Annotated in this window: 12 protein-coding genes; 2 read left to right on the top strand and 10 right to left on the bottom strand. The window is 37.1% G+C overall.

Going from position 1 to position 16,784, the window contains the following annotated elements; all coding sequences use genetic code 11:
* Positions 1 to 8: 8 nt before the first annotated feature.
* From FW774_RS10700 to FW774_RS10670, 8 genes are all read right to left on the bottom strand, one after another.
* Positions 9 to 383: a hypothetical protein gene (locus tag FW774_RS10700; protein WP_149348169.1), complete on the bottom strand. Its 375-nt coding sequence runs from the start codon at positions 381 to 383 to the stop codon at positions 9 to 11.
* Positions 383 to 2,773, bottom strand: coding sequence for an EcoAI/FtnUII family type I restriction enzme subunit R (hsdR, locus tag FW774_RS10695; RefSeq protein WP_149348168.1), 2,391 nt, complete (start codon positions 2,771 to 2,773; stop codon positions 383 to 385). The genes FW774_RS10700 and hsdR overlap by 1 nt, the downstream gene beginning before the upstream one ends.
* A gap of 358 nt (positions 2,774 to 3,131) precedes the next feature.
* The gene (gene tnpA, locus FW774_RS10690; RefSeq protein ID WP_149348167.1) at positions 3,132 to 3,593 is read right to left on the bottom strand and encodes an IS200/IS605 family transposase; all 462 of its coding nucleotides are present in this window, start codon (positions 3,591 to 3,593) and stop codon (positions 3,132 to 3,134) included.
* 4 nt (positions 3,594 to 3,597) lie between these two features.
* Entirely contained in the window at positions 3,598 to 4,953 is a 1,356-nt protein-coding gene (locus FW774_RS10685; protein WP_197739836.1) for a restriction endonuclease subunit S, read from the bottom strand.
* On the bottom strand, positions 4,946 to 6,409 hold the full coding sequence (locus FW774_RS10680) for an N-6 DNA methylase (RefSeq protein WP_149348166.1): 1,464 nt from the start codon (positions 6,407 to 6,409) through the stop codon (positions 4,946 to 4,948). The genes FW774_RS10685 and FW774_RS10680 overlap by 8 nt, the downstream gene beginning before the upstream one ends.
* Positions 6,409 to 6,531 carry a hypothetical protein gene (locus tag FW774_RS20730; protein ID WP_262714438.1) on the bottom strand — a complete coding sequence of 41 codons (123 nt, stop codon included), beginning with the start codon at positions 6,529 to 6,531 and terminating at the stop codon, positions 6,409 to 6,411. Before FW774_RS20730 ends, FW774_RS10680 begins: the two co-directional genes overlap by 1 nt.
* Positions 6,532 to 7,153: 622 nt before the next feature.
* Positions 7,154 to 7,918: a hypothetical protein gene (locus FW774_RS10675; protein ID WP_149348165.1), complete on the bottom strand. Its 765-nt coding sequence runs from the start codon at positions 7,916 to 7,918 to the stop codon at positions 7,154 to 7,156.
* Positions 7,919 to 7,924: 6 nt separating this feature from the next.
* Positions 7,925 to 13,132, bottom strand: coding sequence for an AAA domain-containing protein (locus tag FW774_RS10670; RefSeq protein ID WP_149348164.1), 5,208 nt, complete (start codon positions 13,130 to 13,132; stop codon positions 7,925 to 7,927).
* A 474-nt stretch (positions 13,133 to 13,606) separates the two neighbouring features.
* Between FW774_RS10670 and FW774_RS10665 the strand changes: the two genes are divergently transcribed.
* Entirely contained in the window at positions 13,607 to 14,152 is a 546-nt protein-coding gene (locus FW774_RS10665; protein ID WP_149348163.1) for a sugar-phospahte nucleotidyltransferase, read from the top strand.
* Positions 14,153 to 14,314: 162 nt separating this feature from the next.
* Complete coding sequence (locus FW774_RS10660; protein ID WP_149348162.1) at positions 14,315 to 14,545, top strand: hypothetical protein; 231 nt, start codon at positions 14,315 to 14,317, stop codon at positions 14,543 to 14,545.
* 455 nt (positions 14,546 to 15,000) lie between these two features.
* On the opposite strand, the gene FW774_RS10655 is transcribed toward FW774_RS10660, so the two are convergent.
* Together FW774_RS10655 and FW774_RS10650 are read right to left on the bottom strand one after the other, a co-directional pair.
* A complete protein-coding gene (locus FW774_RS10655; RefSeq protein WP_197739835.1) occupies positions 15,001 to 15,687 on the bottom strand; it encodes a BRO family protein in 687 nt (228 codons plus the stop codon).
* Between the two features lie 50 nt (positions 15,688 to 15,737).
* Positions 15,738 to 16,757, bottom strand: coding sequence for a TerC family protein (locus FW774_RS10650; protein ID WP_149348161.1), 1,020 nt, complete (start codon positions 16,755 to 16,757; stop codon positions 15,738 to 15,740).
* Positions 16,758 to 16,784: the final 27 nt, after the last annotated feature.

Below are 16,784 nucleotides of genomic sequence, written 5' to 3'. Positions count from 1 at the left end.
AATGACCGCTAACGGGTTGGGTATTGCCGAAGTGGCGGATTATTAGCACTAAAGTTCAATAGTAGCACAAATGTTGAACCTTGCACAATTGTTTCATAGAAGCACTTCTGCCGCCATTTTGGCAATACCTTGTTATAGCCAGTGGTTCTTGTCGTCCACCTTTGTAAACCATTGCCAGCATTGAGTTTCACTGTCTTTGTCGTGTCGGCTTGTGTGTCGGGTGTTTTAATTTTTTTTGAAGGGCAGGAAAAAATATTTTGAATTTTGTCTTGCGTTGTGGCAGGCATACTCTTTGGCAAGCTTTGGTCTGTGCGCTGGCTTGTGCGGCTTGCCAATGTGTATGACTGCTGTGCGTTGGCTGTATGTGTTAGTTGTCCTGTCATTACGCTGCTTTCTGTTTGTAAAGATGTTCTTGAAATTCTATAAACAGTCTGCTGATGTTTGCCACATCTCCTAAAAATTCTTTTGCATCTTCTAATGATTGATATTTGTTTGTCAGTAAAATTGGGAGTTTTTCTTGGTCGAGTTCGTCCACACCTGTTTCAATGTATTTGCTCAATACGAAAGTGATAAACTCTTTTTGTTTGTCGTTGAGCAAGGCAAATATTGTCGCTTCTGCTGCTTTGGCTCTGGCTTCTCTTGTCATTGCGATATAGTCACCGTTGAAAACGTATTCTAACACATCATACAAGTCGCTTTTTTCCATATCTACCAACTTTTGCAAAGTCAGTAAATCGTCTTTCGGGAAACCTGCTGCATCTAAATTTTCAAGTAATACTTTTCGGGTTATTGGATTACTCCAAAGTTTCCGTAATTCTTCTTCGTCTTTGAAAAGTTTGGGCAACTCGCCAAACAGATTATTCAAAAATTCTTCTGCCGAAATGGGTTTGCCGTCTGCACTCCAAAACGAAGTGGAAACCATATGTTTGATTTCTCTTTCCTTACCGTTTTTCAGTTTGATTTTTACTTTCTTCTTACACACACAAGGACGCTGTCCGCATTTCTCACAAGGTTGTGGCGGTTGTTTTTCGCAAACGCAAGGTCTTTCTCCGCAAACGGGGCAAGGTCTTGGCGGAACGTATTCACATTCACACGGATTTAGTCCGCACTTTTTGCAAGGTTCTTCTTCCAAAGGTTCTCCGTCCCATTCAGGGTCTGAAAAGTGTTTGTAAGCATCTACAAAGTCGTAAATGGTAAAAAATTCTTTGCCGTCAAACAAACGTGTGCCACGTCCAACGATTTGTTTAAACTCAATCATTGAATTAACAGGACGAAGCAAAACGATATTCCGAATGTTCCGTGCATCAACTCCCGTAGAAAGTTTTTGCGAAGTGGTCAGAATGGTTGGGATTGTTTTTTCGTTGTCCTGAAATTCACGCAACAGTCTTTCGCCTTCTTCACCGTCATTAGCGGTAACACGAACGCAATAAAACGGGTCTTTGCTTTTGGCATTTTGGTTTACCAAATCTCGTATCAATGCTGCGTGTCCTTGATTGGCACAAAAGATAATTGCCTTTTCATTTTGGTTGGCTTCATCTAAAAAGATATTTACCCGCTTGGCTTCACGCTCTACAATTTCAATGGTGCGGTTAAAGTCTTTTTCTTCATACAACTTTCCTTCTTCAATTTCTCCTTCTACAATCGTGTCATCAGAAGTGTAGCGGTAATCGTCCAACGTGGTTTTGATGCGTTTTACTTTGAATGGCGTTAAGAATCCGTCATTGATGCCTTCTTTCAGCGAATAGATGTAAACTGGCTCGCCAAAGTATTTGTAAGTGTCCACATTGTCTTTTCGCTTGGGTGTGGCGGTTAAACCCAATTGCACTGCCGGACTGAAATACTCTAAAATGCTTCTCCAATTGCTTTCGTCATTGGCTCCGCCACGGTGGCACTCGTCAATGATAATAAAATCAAAATAGTCTGAGGGATATTCGCCAAAGTAGGGTGCAGGTTTTCCTTCTGCATCCGTGCCACTCATAAAGGTTTGAAAAATGGTAAAGAAAATGCTGCCGTTGGTCGGCACTTTTCCGCTTTTCTTTATCTCATTGGGTTTTATCCGCACCAAAGCATCTTCGGGAAATGCCGAAAATGAGTTGTAGGCTTGGTCGGCTAAGATGTTTCTGTCTGCTAAAAATAAAATTCTTGGTCTGCGGTTGCCGTCTTGTTTTAAGTTCCAACGGGTTTGAAACAGTTTCCACGCAATTTGAAAAGCGATTGCCGTTTTTCCTGTTCCTGTGGCAAGGGTGAGCAAAATTCTTTCTTTGCTTTGTGCAATGGCTTCAACGGTTCTTTGAACGGCTATTTCCTGATAGTATCTTAATTGCCAACTTCCGCTTTTGTCTTCAAACGGAACATTGGCAAATTTTTCTCTCCATTCGTTTTGCTCGGCAAAGGTTTTATTCCAAAGTTCGTCAGGACTTAGAAAATCTGCTACCAAACCTTCTTCACCTGATTTCATACAGATTTGGTAAATGGCTTTTCCGTTGGTGCTGTATGTGGTTTCTAATTTTAATTTCTCTGCATACTTCTTGGCTTGCATTACGCCTTCGCCAACTTCCAATTCATCACTTTTGGCTTCTACCACAGCCAATTTGATGCCCTTGTAAACCAACACATAATCGGCAATTTCTCTTTTGCCCCTGCCACCGCCTGTTTGAATTTTACCTGCGGTTATGTTGTATTCACGAAGGACTTTTGAGCCTTCTACAACGCCCCAACCACAAGCCTTTAGCTTTGGGTCTATGAGTTCTGCTCTTGTTTCTGCTTCGTTCATAATTTTTCTTTTATCAAATGACCGTCACATAAAATAGCTTTGTCTATCACATAACCGTCACATAAATAGTTATTGAAAATCAAATAGTTACAGTTGTTGTTGTGCCGTTCTGTTACATAACCATCACATAAGATTTTCGAGGTTATCAAATAACCATCAAATAAGGTTTTAAGCCCGAAATGGTATGTAACTGGCATATTTTCTTGATTTCTATTGAGCATCTTTATTGAGCAATTATTGATTTTCTTGCAGATTTTGCTCAAAAGAATACCGATTTTGTTTTGCAATCCCGAAGGGATGAAAAGATTATAGCTCAATGCAAACCAAAAGTCAACTAAACCCCGAAGGGGTGATATGTTTAATCTATCCATTCAAATAAATATTTTTCATTGTATTCAATTTCAAATTTTTGAAGAAAATCAAGATATTCTTCCTTGAATGTTTTCTTCCTGTGATGTTCTTCCTGATTGGCAATGTATTGATACACATTTTCAATTTGCGAATGAGCATAAGAGAATGCTCCGTATCCTTCTTGCCAAGAGAATTTTCCTTTGATGAATTTTTGTTCGTTTATGAAATTGGAAGAATTGTTTTTAATGTCTCTCACTAAATCGGAGATGCTCATTGCTGGCTTTAAACCCACAAATACGTGAATGTGGTCTGTGACACCATTAACAATAATTGGTTTTTGATTTTTGCCTTTGATAATCCCTGCAATGTATTTGAACACTTCATCACGCCAAGGTTTTTGCAATAAATTTTCTCTGCCTTTTACAGCAAAAACGTATTGGATATAAATTTGTGAAAATGTTCCTGCCATAATGCTATTTCACCCCTTCGGGGTTGGTTCGTGGGTGGTTAATCTTGTTTTCTATAATCTTATCATCCCTTCGGGATTTTTCTGTTTTTGGTTCGGCAGGCTCACCACCACGCAACTCCCCCGCAAACGCCTTTTGCAAGATGGACTTTTTCAGTTCCTCCAAATCATCAATTTTTTGTTGATACACCGCTTCCAATTTTTGTGTTTCGGCTCGCAGGGCATCTAATTGGCGGACGATGGTTTGTTGTTCTTCCTTTGATTTTGGAAAACTGATTTTAATATTTTTCAAATTGTCATTATACAATCTTGAAATCGTTGCTCCTTTAGTTGACCCCCAATTACAAGCTCCGTAAAATTCAAATAGAAAGTCATTTGATACTTTCTTTTCGTCATTTTCAATCCACACAATATTTGAATCTTGGAAGTATGCTGGTTCTCCATCATATCTTACACGTCTGCCGATTGTTCCTGATGCAGAGATCAAAACATCACCTTTTTTAGGGAATGAATATTTTGCTCGGAATTCATCATAAATGTCTTTTGAAATGTAAGCATCTGGCTCTTTACCGAAAGTGCCAATTTTATAAAATGGAATATCCCCAACGGTTGTTGTTTGCTCCTTGAAAATTCTCTTGCACATTTTGGGATTTCCAACTTCTCCCAATTTCTTCTCTTCCCAACCATCCCGTTTGGTTGGTGAGCCTGTCGAACCACCAAACACCCCCTGCAAATAGCTTTCAAAAAGTTCTTTGGCATTTTTGAGGTTTTGTTCGGCATTGGCTTTTGCCCTGGCTATGGCGGCAAAGGCTTCATCTAATATGGAAACAATGCGTTGTTGTTCGGGGAGAGGGGGAATTGGAACTTGAACTGAACTTACCAACGCAATATTCAAATTTCTCACAGTTGAACCTGCTGCCAAATAATCGAATTGATTAAAAACATAGGGTGATGAAAGTAGGTAGTATAAAAACTCTGTATCGAAAATCTTTTGACCATTCTCTTTTAACACTAACCAACCATCGTGAATGCAACCTGATGTTTTCATTATGTAAGGTCTGCCAAAACTCATTGAATTTGATAAAATGAAATCGCCTTCATTTACCATTCTTGTCTTATGCAATCCTTCTTTGGTTATTTTTTCCTTTGTTTCAAAAATATACTTGTCAGAAGCTGTCGCATCTGAAATTTTTATCCAATTAATTCCATCAGGTGAATTTGTTAAATACTTTTCAATCGGACGTGGAGAACCACCCCTTTCAATCGTTAAAACTTCCCCCAACTTCTTTATTTCCCAACCCATTGGCAATTTAGAATGGACAGTTGACAATGGATAATTATGTTCTTTGGTCATTTTACTCATTGTCAATTATCAATTGTAAATTATCCATTATCAAAGCACTTTCTTCGTCTAATGCTTTCATTTCTTCCAAAATGGCTTGCGGTTGGCGTAGGGCAGCTTCTTCTTTTTTGTTCGGGTTTTTTACACTCAAATCAAATGTGCTTTGGTCAATGTCTTTTACATTTATCGTCCACGAGTTTTCGCTATCGGCAAAGGTTTTTTGCAGTTCTACAAATTCTGCTAAATCGTTTTCGTTGAGTGGGTTGGTCTTGCCCAAATTGCGGTCGAGGTTCAACTGGTAAAACCAAACTTTTTGCGTGGCTTTGCCTTTTTCAAAAAACAACACAACGGTTTTTACACCCGCACCGGTAAAGGTGCCACCGGGCAAATCCAACACGGTATGCAGGTTGCAATTTTCCAACAATGTTTTGCGTATGGCAACGGTGGCATTGTCTGTATTGCTCAAAAAGGTGTTTTTAATCACCACACCTGCCTTGCCACCTGCTTTCAATATTTTAATAAAGTGTTGCAAAAAGAGCGAAGCGGTTTCGCCTGTTTTAATGGGGAAGTTTTGTTGCACTTCGGCACGTTCCTTTCCACCAAAAGGCGGATTGGCAAGCACCACATCATAGCGGTCTTTTTCCTGTATGTCAGCCAGGTTTTCGGCAAGCGTGTTGGTGTGAATAATGTTGGGCGCTTCCACACCGTGCAAAATCATATTCATAATGCCAATGATATAGGCCAATGATTTTTTCTCCTTGCCGTAAAAGGTGCGTTTTTGCAGTATCTCGGTTTCTTTGGTAGAAAGTGATTTGCTGCTACGCAAATAGTCAAACGCTTCACAAAGGAAGCCCGCACTACCTACTGCACCGTCATAAATTTTGTCGCCAATTTTTGGCGCAACTACTTTTACAATGGTGGTAATGAGGGGTCGGGGTGTGTAATATTCGCCACCGTTTCGCCCTGCATTGCCCATATTTTTGATTTTGTCTTCATACAGATGGCTCATTTCGTGCTTCTCTGCGTGGGTGCGGAAACGCAACTCGTCAATGCGGTTAATCACTTCACGCAAATTGTAGCCGCTTTGTATGCGGTTTTTCAGTTCGCTGAAAATCTCGCCAATCTTGTATTCAATCGTGTCGGCACTTTCGGCACTTAGCTTAAACTTTTTGAGATAAGGAAAGAGTTTGTTGTTTACAAAGTCGGTGAGGTCGTCACCTGTAAGGGCTTTGTGGTGGTCGAGTTTTCCGTCTTTGCCTTTTGGCATTGCCCAAACTGTCCATTGATATTCCTTGTCAATGATCGGCGTGTAAGTCTTGCCTGTTAGTTCGGCTGCTGTAGCTCGGTCTTTCTCCAAGTCGTCCAAATATTTGAGGAACAAAATCCAGGAGGTTTGCTCCACATAGTCCAATTCACTGCCGCAACCTGCGTCTTTGTGCAGTATATCGTCAATATTCTTAAAGGTCTGTTCAAACATTATTTATCTCTGTTTTTATCAATTGGTAAAGATACAATTTTAGTCAGGGCGTTGGCAAAAAATGGCTCTTTTGGTTTTGCTGAAGGGTCGGCTTGTGGGCGGGGCAAAACCAAATGTGCCATTTGTGCGGTGGTAATTACTCACGTCATTTTTGTTTATAAAGGTGTTCGTGAATACTCCGTATTTCAAAATATTTTGTGCGGTGGGAAAAAAATTAAAACACAGAAGGGTAGGCAATGAGTGTCGGCTTACTCGTTGTCCAATTGTTGTATCGTATCTATGTCTGTGTTCACTTGTCAAAATGGTTTACTTTCTGTTTATGTTTTGGTTGTCTTGTCAATGTTCGGTGTGTCGTCCTACCATTGGCTATAACGGTTCGGGTATTGCCGCAGTGGGGGATTTTTAGCATCAAAGTTCAATAGATGCACTGCCGTTTGTTTACGCACAAAAGTTTCATAGAAGCGCTTCACCCCCCCCATTGCGGCAATACCATGTTAGCGGTTCGTGCTTCTGTCGTCCGTGTCAAGTTGCACTGTCCAACTAATGTCTGCAATATACTGTCAAGTTGCTTGTTTGTCATGGTCTGTGCGGTTGCAAAAAAATTAAAACACCGAAGGGAGGGAGGAAAAAAATTGAATTTCTTCTTTGGTCGGTGAAAAACACACTCTTTTGCAAGCTTTGGTCTGTGCGTTTGCTTGTGCGGCTTGCAAATGTGTGTGTTTTTGCGTGTCGGCTTTTTTCAAATTAAGTTCGTCCTTTCGCTTCATTCAAATCTGATTCATTTATTGTCATAGGAAATGCAGGTAAATGATATACCTTGTCTATTCCACCACTCGCTAAAATTGTCCACGCTACATCTTCTTGTTCACGTAAGTTTGTCCGCAAACAAAAAACGTCTGAACCAACAACCATAAAATACATTGCCAAACTTTTTAAGTGAGAACGGGGACGAATGTCAATTCCGAAATATTGAGGCATTGTCAGTTTGGATTCAGCAAAGGCTTGTTTGAAACTGTCAACAAACGCCATAAACATATTTGTCGCACCGCTTCCAAATTGGTTGTCATACGCTTTTCCAAAAGATTTTTCAGAATACACCTTTTCGTTGTCAGACGGAAATATGAAATGTGAAACACCTGCTTCCCAAAGTCCATTGTCTCGTTGTCTTAGATATGGCGAAGCAAGATATGCACCTGAAAAACCTATTTTGATATATCTGCAATATGCGTCCATTATCATAAAATGTTGCAGTTGGAAAAGCTGTTCGGCTTGTTTACGTTCCACTTCCAAAGGCTGTTGTTTCAGGCAATAAACTTCTTGCTCACCGCATTGCATTACAACACCAAAGTCTGCACCGTTAAATGTTTGCTTGAACGGCATTACTCCATAGGTCAATATATTTTGTAGCTGCTTTAAAGTTGCTGTGTCAGGTTTATGAATGTCAATTGAACCTTTTTTTGTTTGAATTTCCATGTTTTTTATTGTCATAGTTCTTTGATATTTTTCCACAGACTTTTAGATTTCATCACCTTGTTTTAAATAGTAACCAACTACATTCAAACTTTCATCTTTCCGATAGTATTCTGCATCTTGAAGTTTTACCTGATTCAATCGTTTCACCTTAGTCATAAAGCTGTTATCCTTTTGCTTCATTACTTGAACTCCTTTAGTTGTTCGGCTTTCAACTGGATTTATTTTGCTTGTATTGAACAAAACAACTTTGTTGATGCTGCTTAATGCAACTAAGTCAATGTCGTTTTCAATATGCTCAATGAAAATCAATTTTGATTCATCGTTGTAGGCATTTTTAAGTTTTTTCCGATTATGTTCGGTCTGAAACCCTGTCATTGAAATTTTACCTGCTTTTCCGTTTTGAAAAGCTACAATCAAATAACCTGAATAGTTTTTTGTTCCTGTAAAGTAGATTGGTTTTTCTCCTACTTCAAATTCAATTTGTGAAATGACTTGTGATTGACTTGTGAAACTTCTATTTGCAACTTTGTAAACATTGTGTTGCGAAGTGAAAACCAAAATTTCAGGAAATGAAAACAAGTTCGTTGCCGTTTTCATTTTACTTGGCTGCTCCGTTTCATTCGTAAAAGTCATTGCAACTTGACGTTCCTTTCTGAATAAATCAGGTTGCTCAACTTTCTTGTTGCTCACAATGGTTTGCATTTTCACTTCGGGTTGAACTGTTTCAACGACTTCACTAGTGATTTCCTCTTGTCCGTTCTGCTTATGATTGCTTGTAAATGGCGTTTCTTCTTTTTGAATGTCGTTTGCACGAAGAAGTTTCCAAAGAGGTTCTAATGCTTTCTTTCGGTTGGAATAATATTCACCGCCTTTAACTCTGAAAAATTGCCAACCACACCTTTCCAAAACTTTTTGCCGCATTAAATCATTCTGAAATTGCTCTGCACCGTGATATTTATCTCCGTCACATTCTATAGCTATTTTGATTCCGTTTGATAATAGCGTTACTAAATCAATTCTGTATCTTCCTTTAGCAACTTCATATTGTGGAATCACACTGTAATTATTTGTAACGATGTCATTGTAAACATCAACTTCAAACCAACTTTCAAATGGTTCGGGTTGCGTTCCCAAAGTTCTTTCAAAAGTTCTTTGCGGTGGGATTGGTTGCGGTTTATAATTAAGAAAATGGTCAAGCAACTTGTAACGCAAATCATTTGTGTTACTCAAATCATCTAAAAGCACCGAATGGAAAAGCCAAACTTGTTCTTTTGCTCTGCTAACTGCAACATTAAATCTTCTTTCGTCTTCTGGTTGCATCAAAGCCCTTCTATTTCTATGCCCTTCATTCGCAGTTATTAAACTTAAAAACATAATGTCTCTCTCATCTCCCTGAAAACTTGCTGAATTGCCACAAACTATATTTCTTTTTTTAAATTCTATTTCACCAATTTTCTTAATTATCAAATTTTCAATTAATGCGGCTTGTCGATTTCCTTGTAAAGTAATAACACCAATGGATTTGGGTTTTCTAATTCCACCTTCGATTTTAAAATACCTTTCATCGGTAATAATCTCTGATATTTTATTAGCGATTGCTTCTGCTTCTACTTTATTGGTTATATTTTGGTATGTACCTTCAACATATCCACTTTGGCAATAAACAGTTTCTAAAGGCTTTAGTCTATATTCTGAGTACTGTTTTAATGGATATAAACTTTTTCCGTCTGGTGCATAAAAATACTTATTGCTAAATTCAATAATTTCGGGCATACACCTGAAATGTTCTCGAAGAACAGTCATGCCGTTACAAATAATTTTAGCCTGATCAAAAAAACTATATTTTATGTCTAAAAAAGGTCCAATTGGTATATCAACTAAGTACTTTTTTATGAAAGGAAGCATAGTATTTGGATCAACTGCAACATATTCAGGCGATGTCTGTTTGTCATCACCAACGATAATTATTTTTTTTCCTATATAATGAAGAAAGTTTGCATCTGCACCAAGTTGGCTTGCTTCGTCAACGATTACATAATCATACATTCCTTCTTCAGGCTTAATTGTTTCTGCAACTTTGTAAAGTGGCATTATCCAACATGGAACTGAATCTTTACACTTTTCCATTTGTTGTTGAGCCAATTTTCTTGAAGAATGTAAAGTTTTTGCCGTAGCTGTTTTAGGTATTTTCTTCACAGCTAATACCCATTTCTGTAAATGTTGTTTCAATGATACGTCTTTAGTAAGTCTTTCTAAAAGGTAGTACCATGCTTTCATTGAACCTATTAAAGAAATTAGCTTTTCCTCATCTCGTTCAAGGTCTGATAATTTTACAGTAAGTTTTGTTTCGTAATCTTCGGCTAACAACTTTTCAATTTCAGCAAAAGCATGTTTGAAGTGAATTGCATTTTCAAGTTGTCTGAAATTTGAAAAGTCAAAAGTGTTTTCTAAAATCTCCCTCACCAGTGTAGGCAAATACCTGTGAAGATTGTCCTGAAGTTTTTTGTAGTTGTTGTATTTTTCTTTCTCAGAATTTAAAGTGTCAATTTCTGAAAGATGTTGTTCGTATTTTTCTGTATCAATGTTTGCAACCGTCTTTGTAATTGTTGTTGCAATAGGATGAATGTTTTGAATTGAGAGGTGATTGTTTGCATCAACAATTTTTGCCTTAAATTCTTTTGCTTGTGCAAGAAGAAAATTGTAATCAGTTTCTTCAATTAAGTCTTGAACATTGGTACTTCCGTAATCTTGAATTCTTATTGATGAAATTGATTCTATCTGTGATTTAATTTTGTTTGCTTCTGAAAGCAAAGTCATTAAACTTTCTGTATCTTCTTTGAGTTGTCTGTAAAACTTTGCTCTGTCAGAATAGGACTTTGCATTTCCGTTTGGCTCTATTTCCCAAATGGTTTTCAGTTCTTCAAAATCCTGTTTAGTTTTTATGTCAGCTAAAACAGTTTTAAACTCATGTTCGGTATCACAATCGCTACCATTTACCTGAACTCCTTGAATAAAATATTTGCGTTGTTTCACATTTGCAGGTGCAAACGGACTATTGAAAACAGAAAGTAATCCTCTCAATTTTTTCCCCTCACTCAATAACTGTAAAAGAAATTCGGCATCACTCTTTATCTGAATCAAACTTTTGTCATTCGGATATTTTATTTCAACACTTCTGTCAAACTGTTTTAGTTTCTCGTCTGGTAATTCTGCTAATGTGTTAGTAGTTCTTGAAAGTTTATCCTTCCAAAGAAAAAGGTTGCTGCGATAATCACTTATGAGTTTTGCCTTGAAAGGCAAAACATTGTTTTCAATTTCTGAAAACAATTTGTGAAGTGATTGCAACTGCTTTTTTAATTCAGGATAATCTTTGCAGTTGATTGAAATGTGTTCGTCTTTGGAAGAATAGTTTTGAACTAACTCGTTTGCAATTTTGCGACACTCTTTAAGTTCCGAAAGCGAAAGCAATTTTTCTTTCTGTGGAATTAGAAAATTGAAAACACTGCAATCAATACTTTGGTAATACCGTGTTAGCGAATTGAATTTTTCAGTGTCGGTAAGCAAATCAATTTTGCTGATGTCTGTAAATTCATCCTTGAACCAAGCGAAAGCGGAAAATTCTTTTTCAATTCTCTCTGCTATTTCTGAAAGTGTTCCCTGATAAATACGATTTATGCTTTGTCGTCTTGTGGTTTTCTCTTTTACTTTCAGCCACTCGTTTTTTGTATTTGCTTTTTGTTCTTTCAGCAAAGCCAATTCTATTTCTTTTTCCTCAATCTCTTTTTTGTAGCCGTCAAGATTTGTAATTCTTGAAAGTTCGTCATTGATTGCGTTCACACTTGCATCAAGGTCTTGAATAGAAGATGAATCGCCACTCAAAAGATTTACAGTTAAATTTTGAAAATCTTTTGGCAATTGGTTTTTCAAAACTTCTAATGCTCTTTTAGTGTAAGCAGTAACCAAAACCTTTTTGCCGTTTGCTAAAAGGTGGCAAATCAAATTTGCAATGGTGTGGGATTTCCCTGTTCCTGGTGGTCCCTGAACCAACACTTTATTATTTCGTCTTGCTTTCTCTATGATTTCAATTTGCTCATCGTTGAATTTCTTCGGGAAGTAAATCGTTTCATCATTAAGCGAACCTGAATTTTCATTTTCTGAATCGCTTGGAAAATCTTCGGGACTTTGCAAATAACCGATGATGTCATTTATTGAGGGGATGTCTATTGAATCATTTGCTGTGCTTATGTTCTCTATTATTTTTTCATAGAGTGCAGTGAAACTTCTTGTGTTTCTTTTTCTCAATAGCAAAGCTGGTGCGAAAAAAACCGTAGGTTTTTTCGCAACTTCTTTTGCTTTTGCTAAATCATCTTTTGATTGTCCGTCTGTCCGTATTCTGTCAGCGAAAATTTGAATTGCTTCTTTAATCTGATTGTCAAATGGACTATCAGTAATATTTTTCTCTTTTAGAAATTCAGCAACTTTTTTCTCTGCTTCAATGATGTCTGCCGAATCAAACTGCTCAAACAAATCAAGTATTGCATCCGTTTCAATTTGTATTTCGTTCTCAATGCTTGGTGAAACTTTTACGAATGATTCTCTTGCTGAAAATTCAAAAGTGATTTCGGCTTTTGATGTAAGAATGTGTCGGCAAATTACAGGGCTGTTTGCATCTTCTTGAAAATGCAGAAGTCCAACGCCAACAATTAATTCAAACTCTTCCCCGAATTGTTGGGTTTTGTTGTAAATACTGAAAAGATGTCTGTATGTTTTGCTTTGTTTTTCATATTCTACAAGTTTGACTTCATAAGTTTCAAGTTCATTGTTGTATAATTCCAAATCGTCAATCCATTTGTTGTTGAGATAAGTTTGAAACTCTGTTTCAACTTCGGGCTTGTCTGCTAAAGAAATTGTTTTGCCGTTCTTAATAACGGTGTCTTTCAAAATCGGTGTTCCGTTTTCGTCAGTCAAACTTTCCTTTACAATCCAGTCAGTAAGCGTTTCACTTAACTTGGGGAATGTTGGTTCTTGCGGTTCGCCTTTCGGCTTGGCAATCTTCAACCAGTAGTCAGCATCTTGATTGTAATTCGGAAAAGTAATGCAATCAAAAATTTCGTATTGCGGAATGTCAGCAAACCAAACTTTGTCAGGATATTGAGTGTCGGAACTCTCAATATCTCTTACAGGATTACTCCTGAGTTTTGAGAACTCAAGTAAATAATTGAATATCTGTAAGTATTTATCTTTTTTCATTACTGATTAAAAGTCAAATGTAAAGTTTTGAAAGAAGTCCGAAGCAAAATAAAGCGTTGGCAAAAAGCGGCTCTTTTGGGGTTGCCATTGGGTTGGCTTTGAGCGTGGCGGCAACCCCAAATGTGCCGCTTGTGCGGTTGCCAAAGAAATTCAATTTTTTTTTGCGCGGTGGGGGTGTTTTAATTTTTTTACTGCGTAGGCATGAGTGTCGGAATGTCCGCCCGAACTGTCCCGGTGTTATGTTGCCTGTATGTCGTTGTCCACTTGTCAAAATTTCTTGTCTTAAAGTTTATTGTCAGCCCGTCCGCTTAATGTTTGCACTGTCGCCATAGCATGACCGCTAACGTTTTGCGGCTTTGTGATGGTTGCGAAGCGTTGGAGTTGAGCGTTGGGGCAACTTGCACAAAACCGCTGTTATACGCTGTATTATTTTTTTTTGAGCGTGGGCAAATAACTAAAATTTAAAAACAAAATATGAAATTAGATTTAATAACAAACAAAGCTGAAAAGCAAGGAGAAGTAAATCCGAATGATGAATTTTACACTCCAAATTATGCGATTGCACCACTATTAAAATACTTACCGAAAGGAAGTAGAATATGGTGTCCTTTTGATACACAAGAAAGTAATTATGTAAAAATGTTGGCTGAAAATGGGCATCCTGTTGTTTGGTCACATTTATGTACAAATCAAGACTTTTTTACTATGGAAGTTCCTGAATGTGATTACATTATTTCAAATCCACCCTATTCATTAAAAGCAGAAGTTTTTGAACGACTATTTGAGATTGGAAAACCTTTTGCAATGCTTGTTGGAGTGGTAGGAATATTTGAAAGCCAAAGAAGATTTACAATGTTCAAAAACAATGACTTTGAAATAATGTATTTCGATAAAAGAATTAGCTATTTTAAAAGTTACGCAGACCAAAAACCGAGTTTAAATCCACCGTTTTCAAGTGTGTATATTTGCAAAGATTTACTTCCGAAGCAGATTGTCTTTGAAGCGTTGGCAAAAAAATAATATTGCGTATAACGGCAAAACGCTATACGAAGGTGGGGATAAAGATGCACAACCCTTCGCTTACCTAAAAAGCAAATTAGATGCACAACTATACAGATTTGGCACACAGCCCCACTTTTGTATAGCATATGTTATAGGCTGTATTAAAAACTTTTTTGAGCGATGGAAAATCCACTACTAAAATTTGTAAAGAAATCGAAATATGTAACTGTGCGACCAGATAAAGTTGATGGCGTAAATGTTACCCGAATGATTGTAAAAGCAGACGACCTTGATAAAATAAGCGATGCAACTTGGATGGCAATGAAACTACTTGATTTTTGTAGTGGATTTTATGGATACCGAGTGACAATATCAGATGTGACTATCAATGTGCGGGTGGGTAGTTTTTAATATTGCCTATAACGTTTCTGGGCTTGGCGTAAGTGGCGGATTTTAGCACAAAAGTTCAATCGAAGAACTGCACTTGAACCTACCACAAAACTGTCATACGAAGCACTTAACCCGCCATTTCGCCAAACCCTTGTTACCTGCTGGCCGTCTTTTCGTTATGCTTGTCTGCTTATTTTTATTTTTTTGAAGCGTTGGCAAAATTTTAAAACAATTTTTTCAGGTTGGAAAAGCAAGCTCTTTTGCAATTTTGGCTTTGTGTGTTGGCTTGTGCGAATTGCAAATGTGCTTGCTTTAGTGTTGGGCTATTCGTTATTATCTTTTTTGCCTATTTGCTTTTTCTTCTTTTCAGGAAGATAGTTTTGATTTGATACAACTTTTTGGCCAGTATTACTTTCCAGTTCTTTTCTTGCATTTCCAGCAACCGCTCCTCCTTGTTTAGCGGCTTTTTGGATTTCTTAAAATCCTTTTGGGTTTTGTGTCTTTAGTATTGCGGTTGTAGACGCTTCGCCTAACATTGAAAAAATCAACTCAAGGTCAGTCATATGGTCACGCAAATTTTGATTTTTTAGTCCTTTAACTTTTTTATACTCCGATGGTGTTAGTCCAAATGTTGCTTTAGAAATTTCTGCGGTCAGAATAGCGTATTCCATTTGTTCTTTTACTCTTCTGTTTTTCCATTCGTCTGTTAGTTCTTCACGAATGGCGATACTTCGCATACGTTTTTCAATCCAATCGTCAGAATAGCCTTTTAGTTTGTACAATTCTCTTGTCCTTTGTATAGCCAATTCTGGATTTTCAATTTCGTCCAAACAGTCAGCACCTACTTGTGCTAACCAAAGTTTAAAAGGTTCTGCTTTTGGTGAGGGAACAGATTGTATGATTCTCAATAATCCTTTAGTATCAGATGCTTGTATTTTTCGTTTTTTACCGTCTGATGCAGTCATTTCAACTAGGGTACAAATTGTACCCCTGTTGCTTTTTAGCTGTTCATCACGGCTCAACATTCTTTTGATATATTGTTTTACGTCAGCACTTTCAGTTAAAACTTCAACTACTTCTTGAACAGAGAAATACCATTTTTCTTCTGCTTCGTTCCAAGTTGATCGTCTATGTTTGCTCTCAAATAATTTGATATTTCCCAAAAAGCAAATTTATCAAAAAATATCTTTTATATGAGATGCTTTCTCCTTAATTATATTTCCCCTTCTTCCTTCTTATCGGGAAACATCAACGACAAAATTACAGAAAGCACCAAAACACCTCCTACAATTCCTAAAGAAACAGGCGATGGAATATGATACCAAGGTGAGATAATCATTTTAATACCAATAAAAGTTAAAATAATAGCTAATCCATACGGTAATTTGCTGAACATATGGATAAAGTTCGATAACAGAAAATACAACGAACGTAATCCAAGAATAGCAAAAATGTTTGAAGTGTAAAGTATGAAAGGGTCTTTTGAAATGGCAAAAATGGCGGGAATTGAATCTACTGCAAACAATACATCTGTAAACTCAATTACTGCTACGACAACCAACAAAGGGGTTGCTACTTTAATTCCGTTTTGGATAGTGAAAAACTTATCTTTGTCGTAATTATCGCTTACTTTGTAAAGTTTCTTTACCAATTTAGCTCCTGCTGAATTTGCAAAATCTTGTTCTTCGTCATCATCTCCACCTCCCCAAGATTTAATTCCAGCATAAACAAGAAATAGCCCAAACAGTGTTAAAACTACATTAATTTCAACAGGTTTTCCAAATAATTCAAATATTGGCAAATACGTTACATTGATTATTCCAACACCTGCAAAAATGAAAATTGCTCTGAACAATAATGCTCCTAAAATTCCCCAAAATAAGACTTTGTGATGTAATTCTCTTGGAACTTTAAAATATCCGAAGACTAAAATAAAGACAAATAGATTGTCAACCGACAATGCTTTTTCTATCCAATAAGCTGCTTGAAATTGTGTGAATTTCTCGATTGCTAATTCATGCCCTCCTGCATCTTGATTAAATACATAATAAACAACACCAGAAAAAATCATTGCCAATGATATCCATACTATTGACCATATTGTAGCCTCTTTATTAGATACTATATGACTTTTCTTATTAAAAACTCCTAGATCCAATAAGAGCATAATTATTACTAAGATCCCAAACCCCCATACTAAACCTGGGTGTAATTGTAAAATACTTTGTTCCATTTAATTGTTTTTTTAAAAAATAAATTA

This window comes from Pedobacter sp. BS3 (assembly GCF_008274585.1).
GTDB lineage: Bacteria > Bacteroidota > Bacteroidia > Sphingobacteriales > Sphingobacteriaceae > Hufsiella_A.
Note: the sequence above shows the minus strand (reverse complement) of the source record. Positions and strands in the feature narration are given on the sequence as shown.

Coding starts and splice junctions, on each gene's coding strand:
- FW774_RS10700 (WP_149348169.1), bottom strand. CDS start 383: ATGACAGGACAACTAACACATACAGCCAACGCACAGCAGTCATACACA.
- hsdR (WP_149348168.1), bottom strand. CDS start 2,773: ATGAACGAAGCAGAAACAAGAGCAGAACTCATAGACCCAAAGCTAAAG.
- tnpA (WP_149348167.1), bottom strand. CDS start 3,593: ATGGCAGGAACATTTTCACAAATTTATATCCAATACGTTTTTGCTGTA.
- FW774_RS10685 (WP_197739836.1), bottom strand. CDS start 4,953: ATGAGTAAAATGACCAAAGAACATAATTATCCATTGTCAACTGTCCAT.
- FW774_RS10680 (WP_149348166.1), bottom strand. CDS start 6,409: ATGTTTGAACAGACCTTTAAGAATATTGACGATATACTGCACAAAGAC.
- FW774_RS20730 (WP_262714438.1), bottom strand. CDS start 6,531: ATGGCACATTTGGTTTTGCCCCGCCCACAAGCCGACCCTTCAGCAAAA.
- FW774_RS10670 (WP_149348164.1), bottom strand. CDS start 13,132: ATGAAAAAAGATAAATACTTACAGATATTCAATTATTTACTTGAGTTC.
- FW774_RS10665 (WP_149348163.1), top strand. CDS start 13,607: ATGAAATTAGATTTAATAACAAACAAAGCTGAAAAGCAAGGAGAAGTA.
- FW774_RS10660 (WP_149348162.1), top strand. CDS start 14,315: ATGGAAAATCCACTACTAAAATTTGTAAAGAAATCGAAATATGTAACT.
- FW774_RS10650 (WP_149348161.1), bottom strand. CDS start 16,757: ATGGAACAAAGTATTTTACAATTACACCCAGGTTTAGTATGGGGGTTT.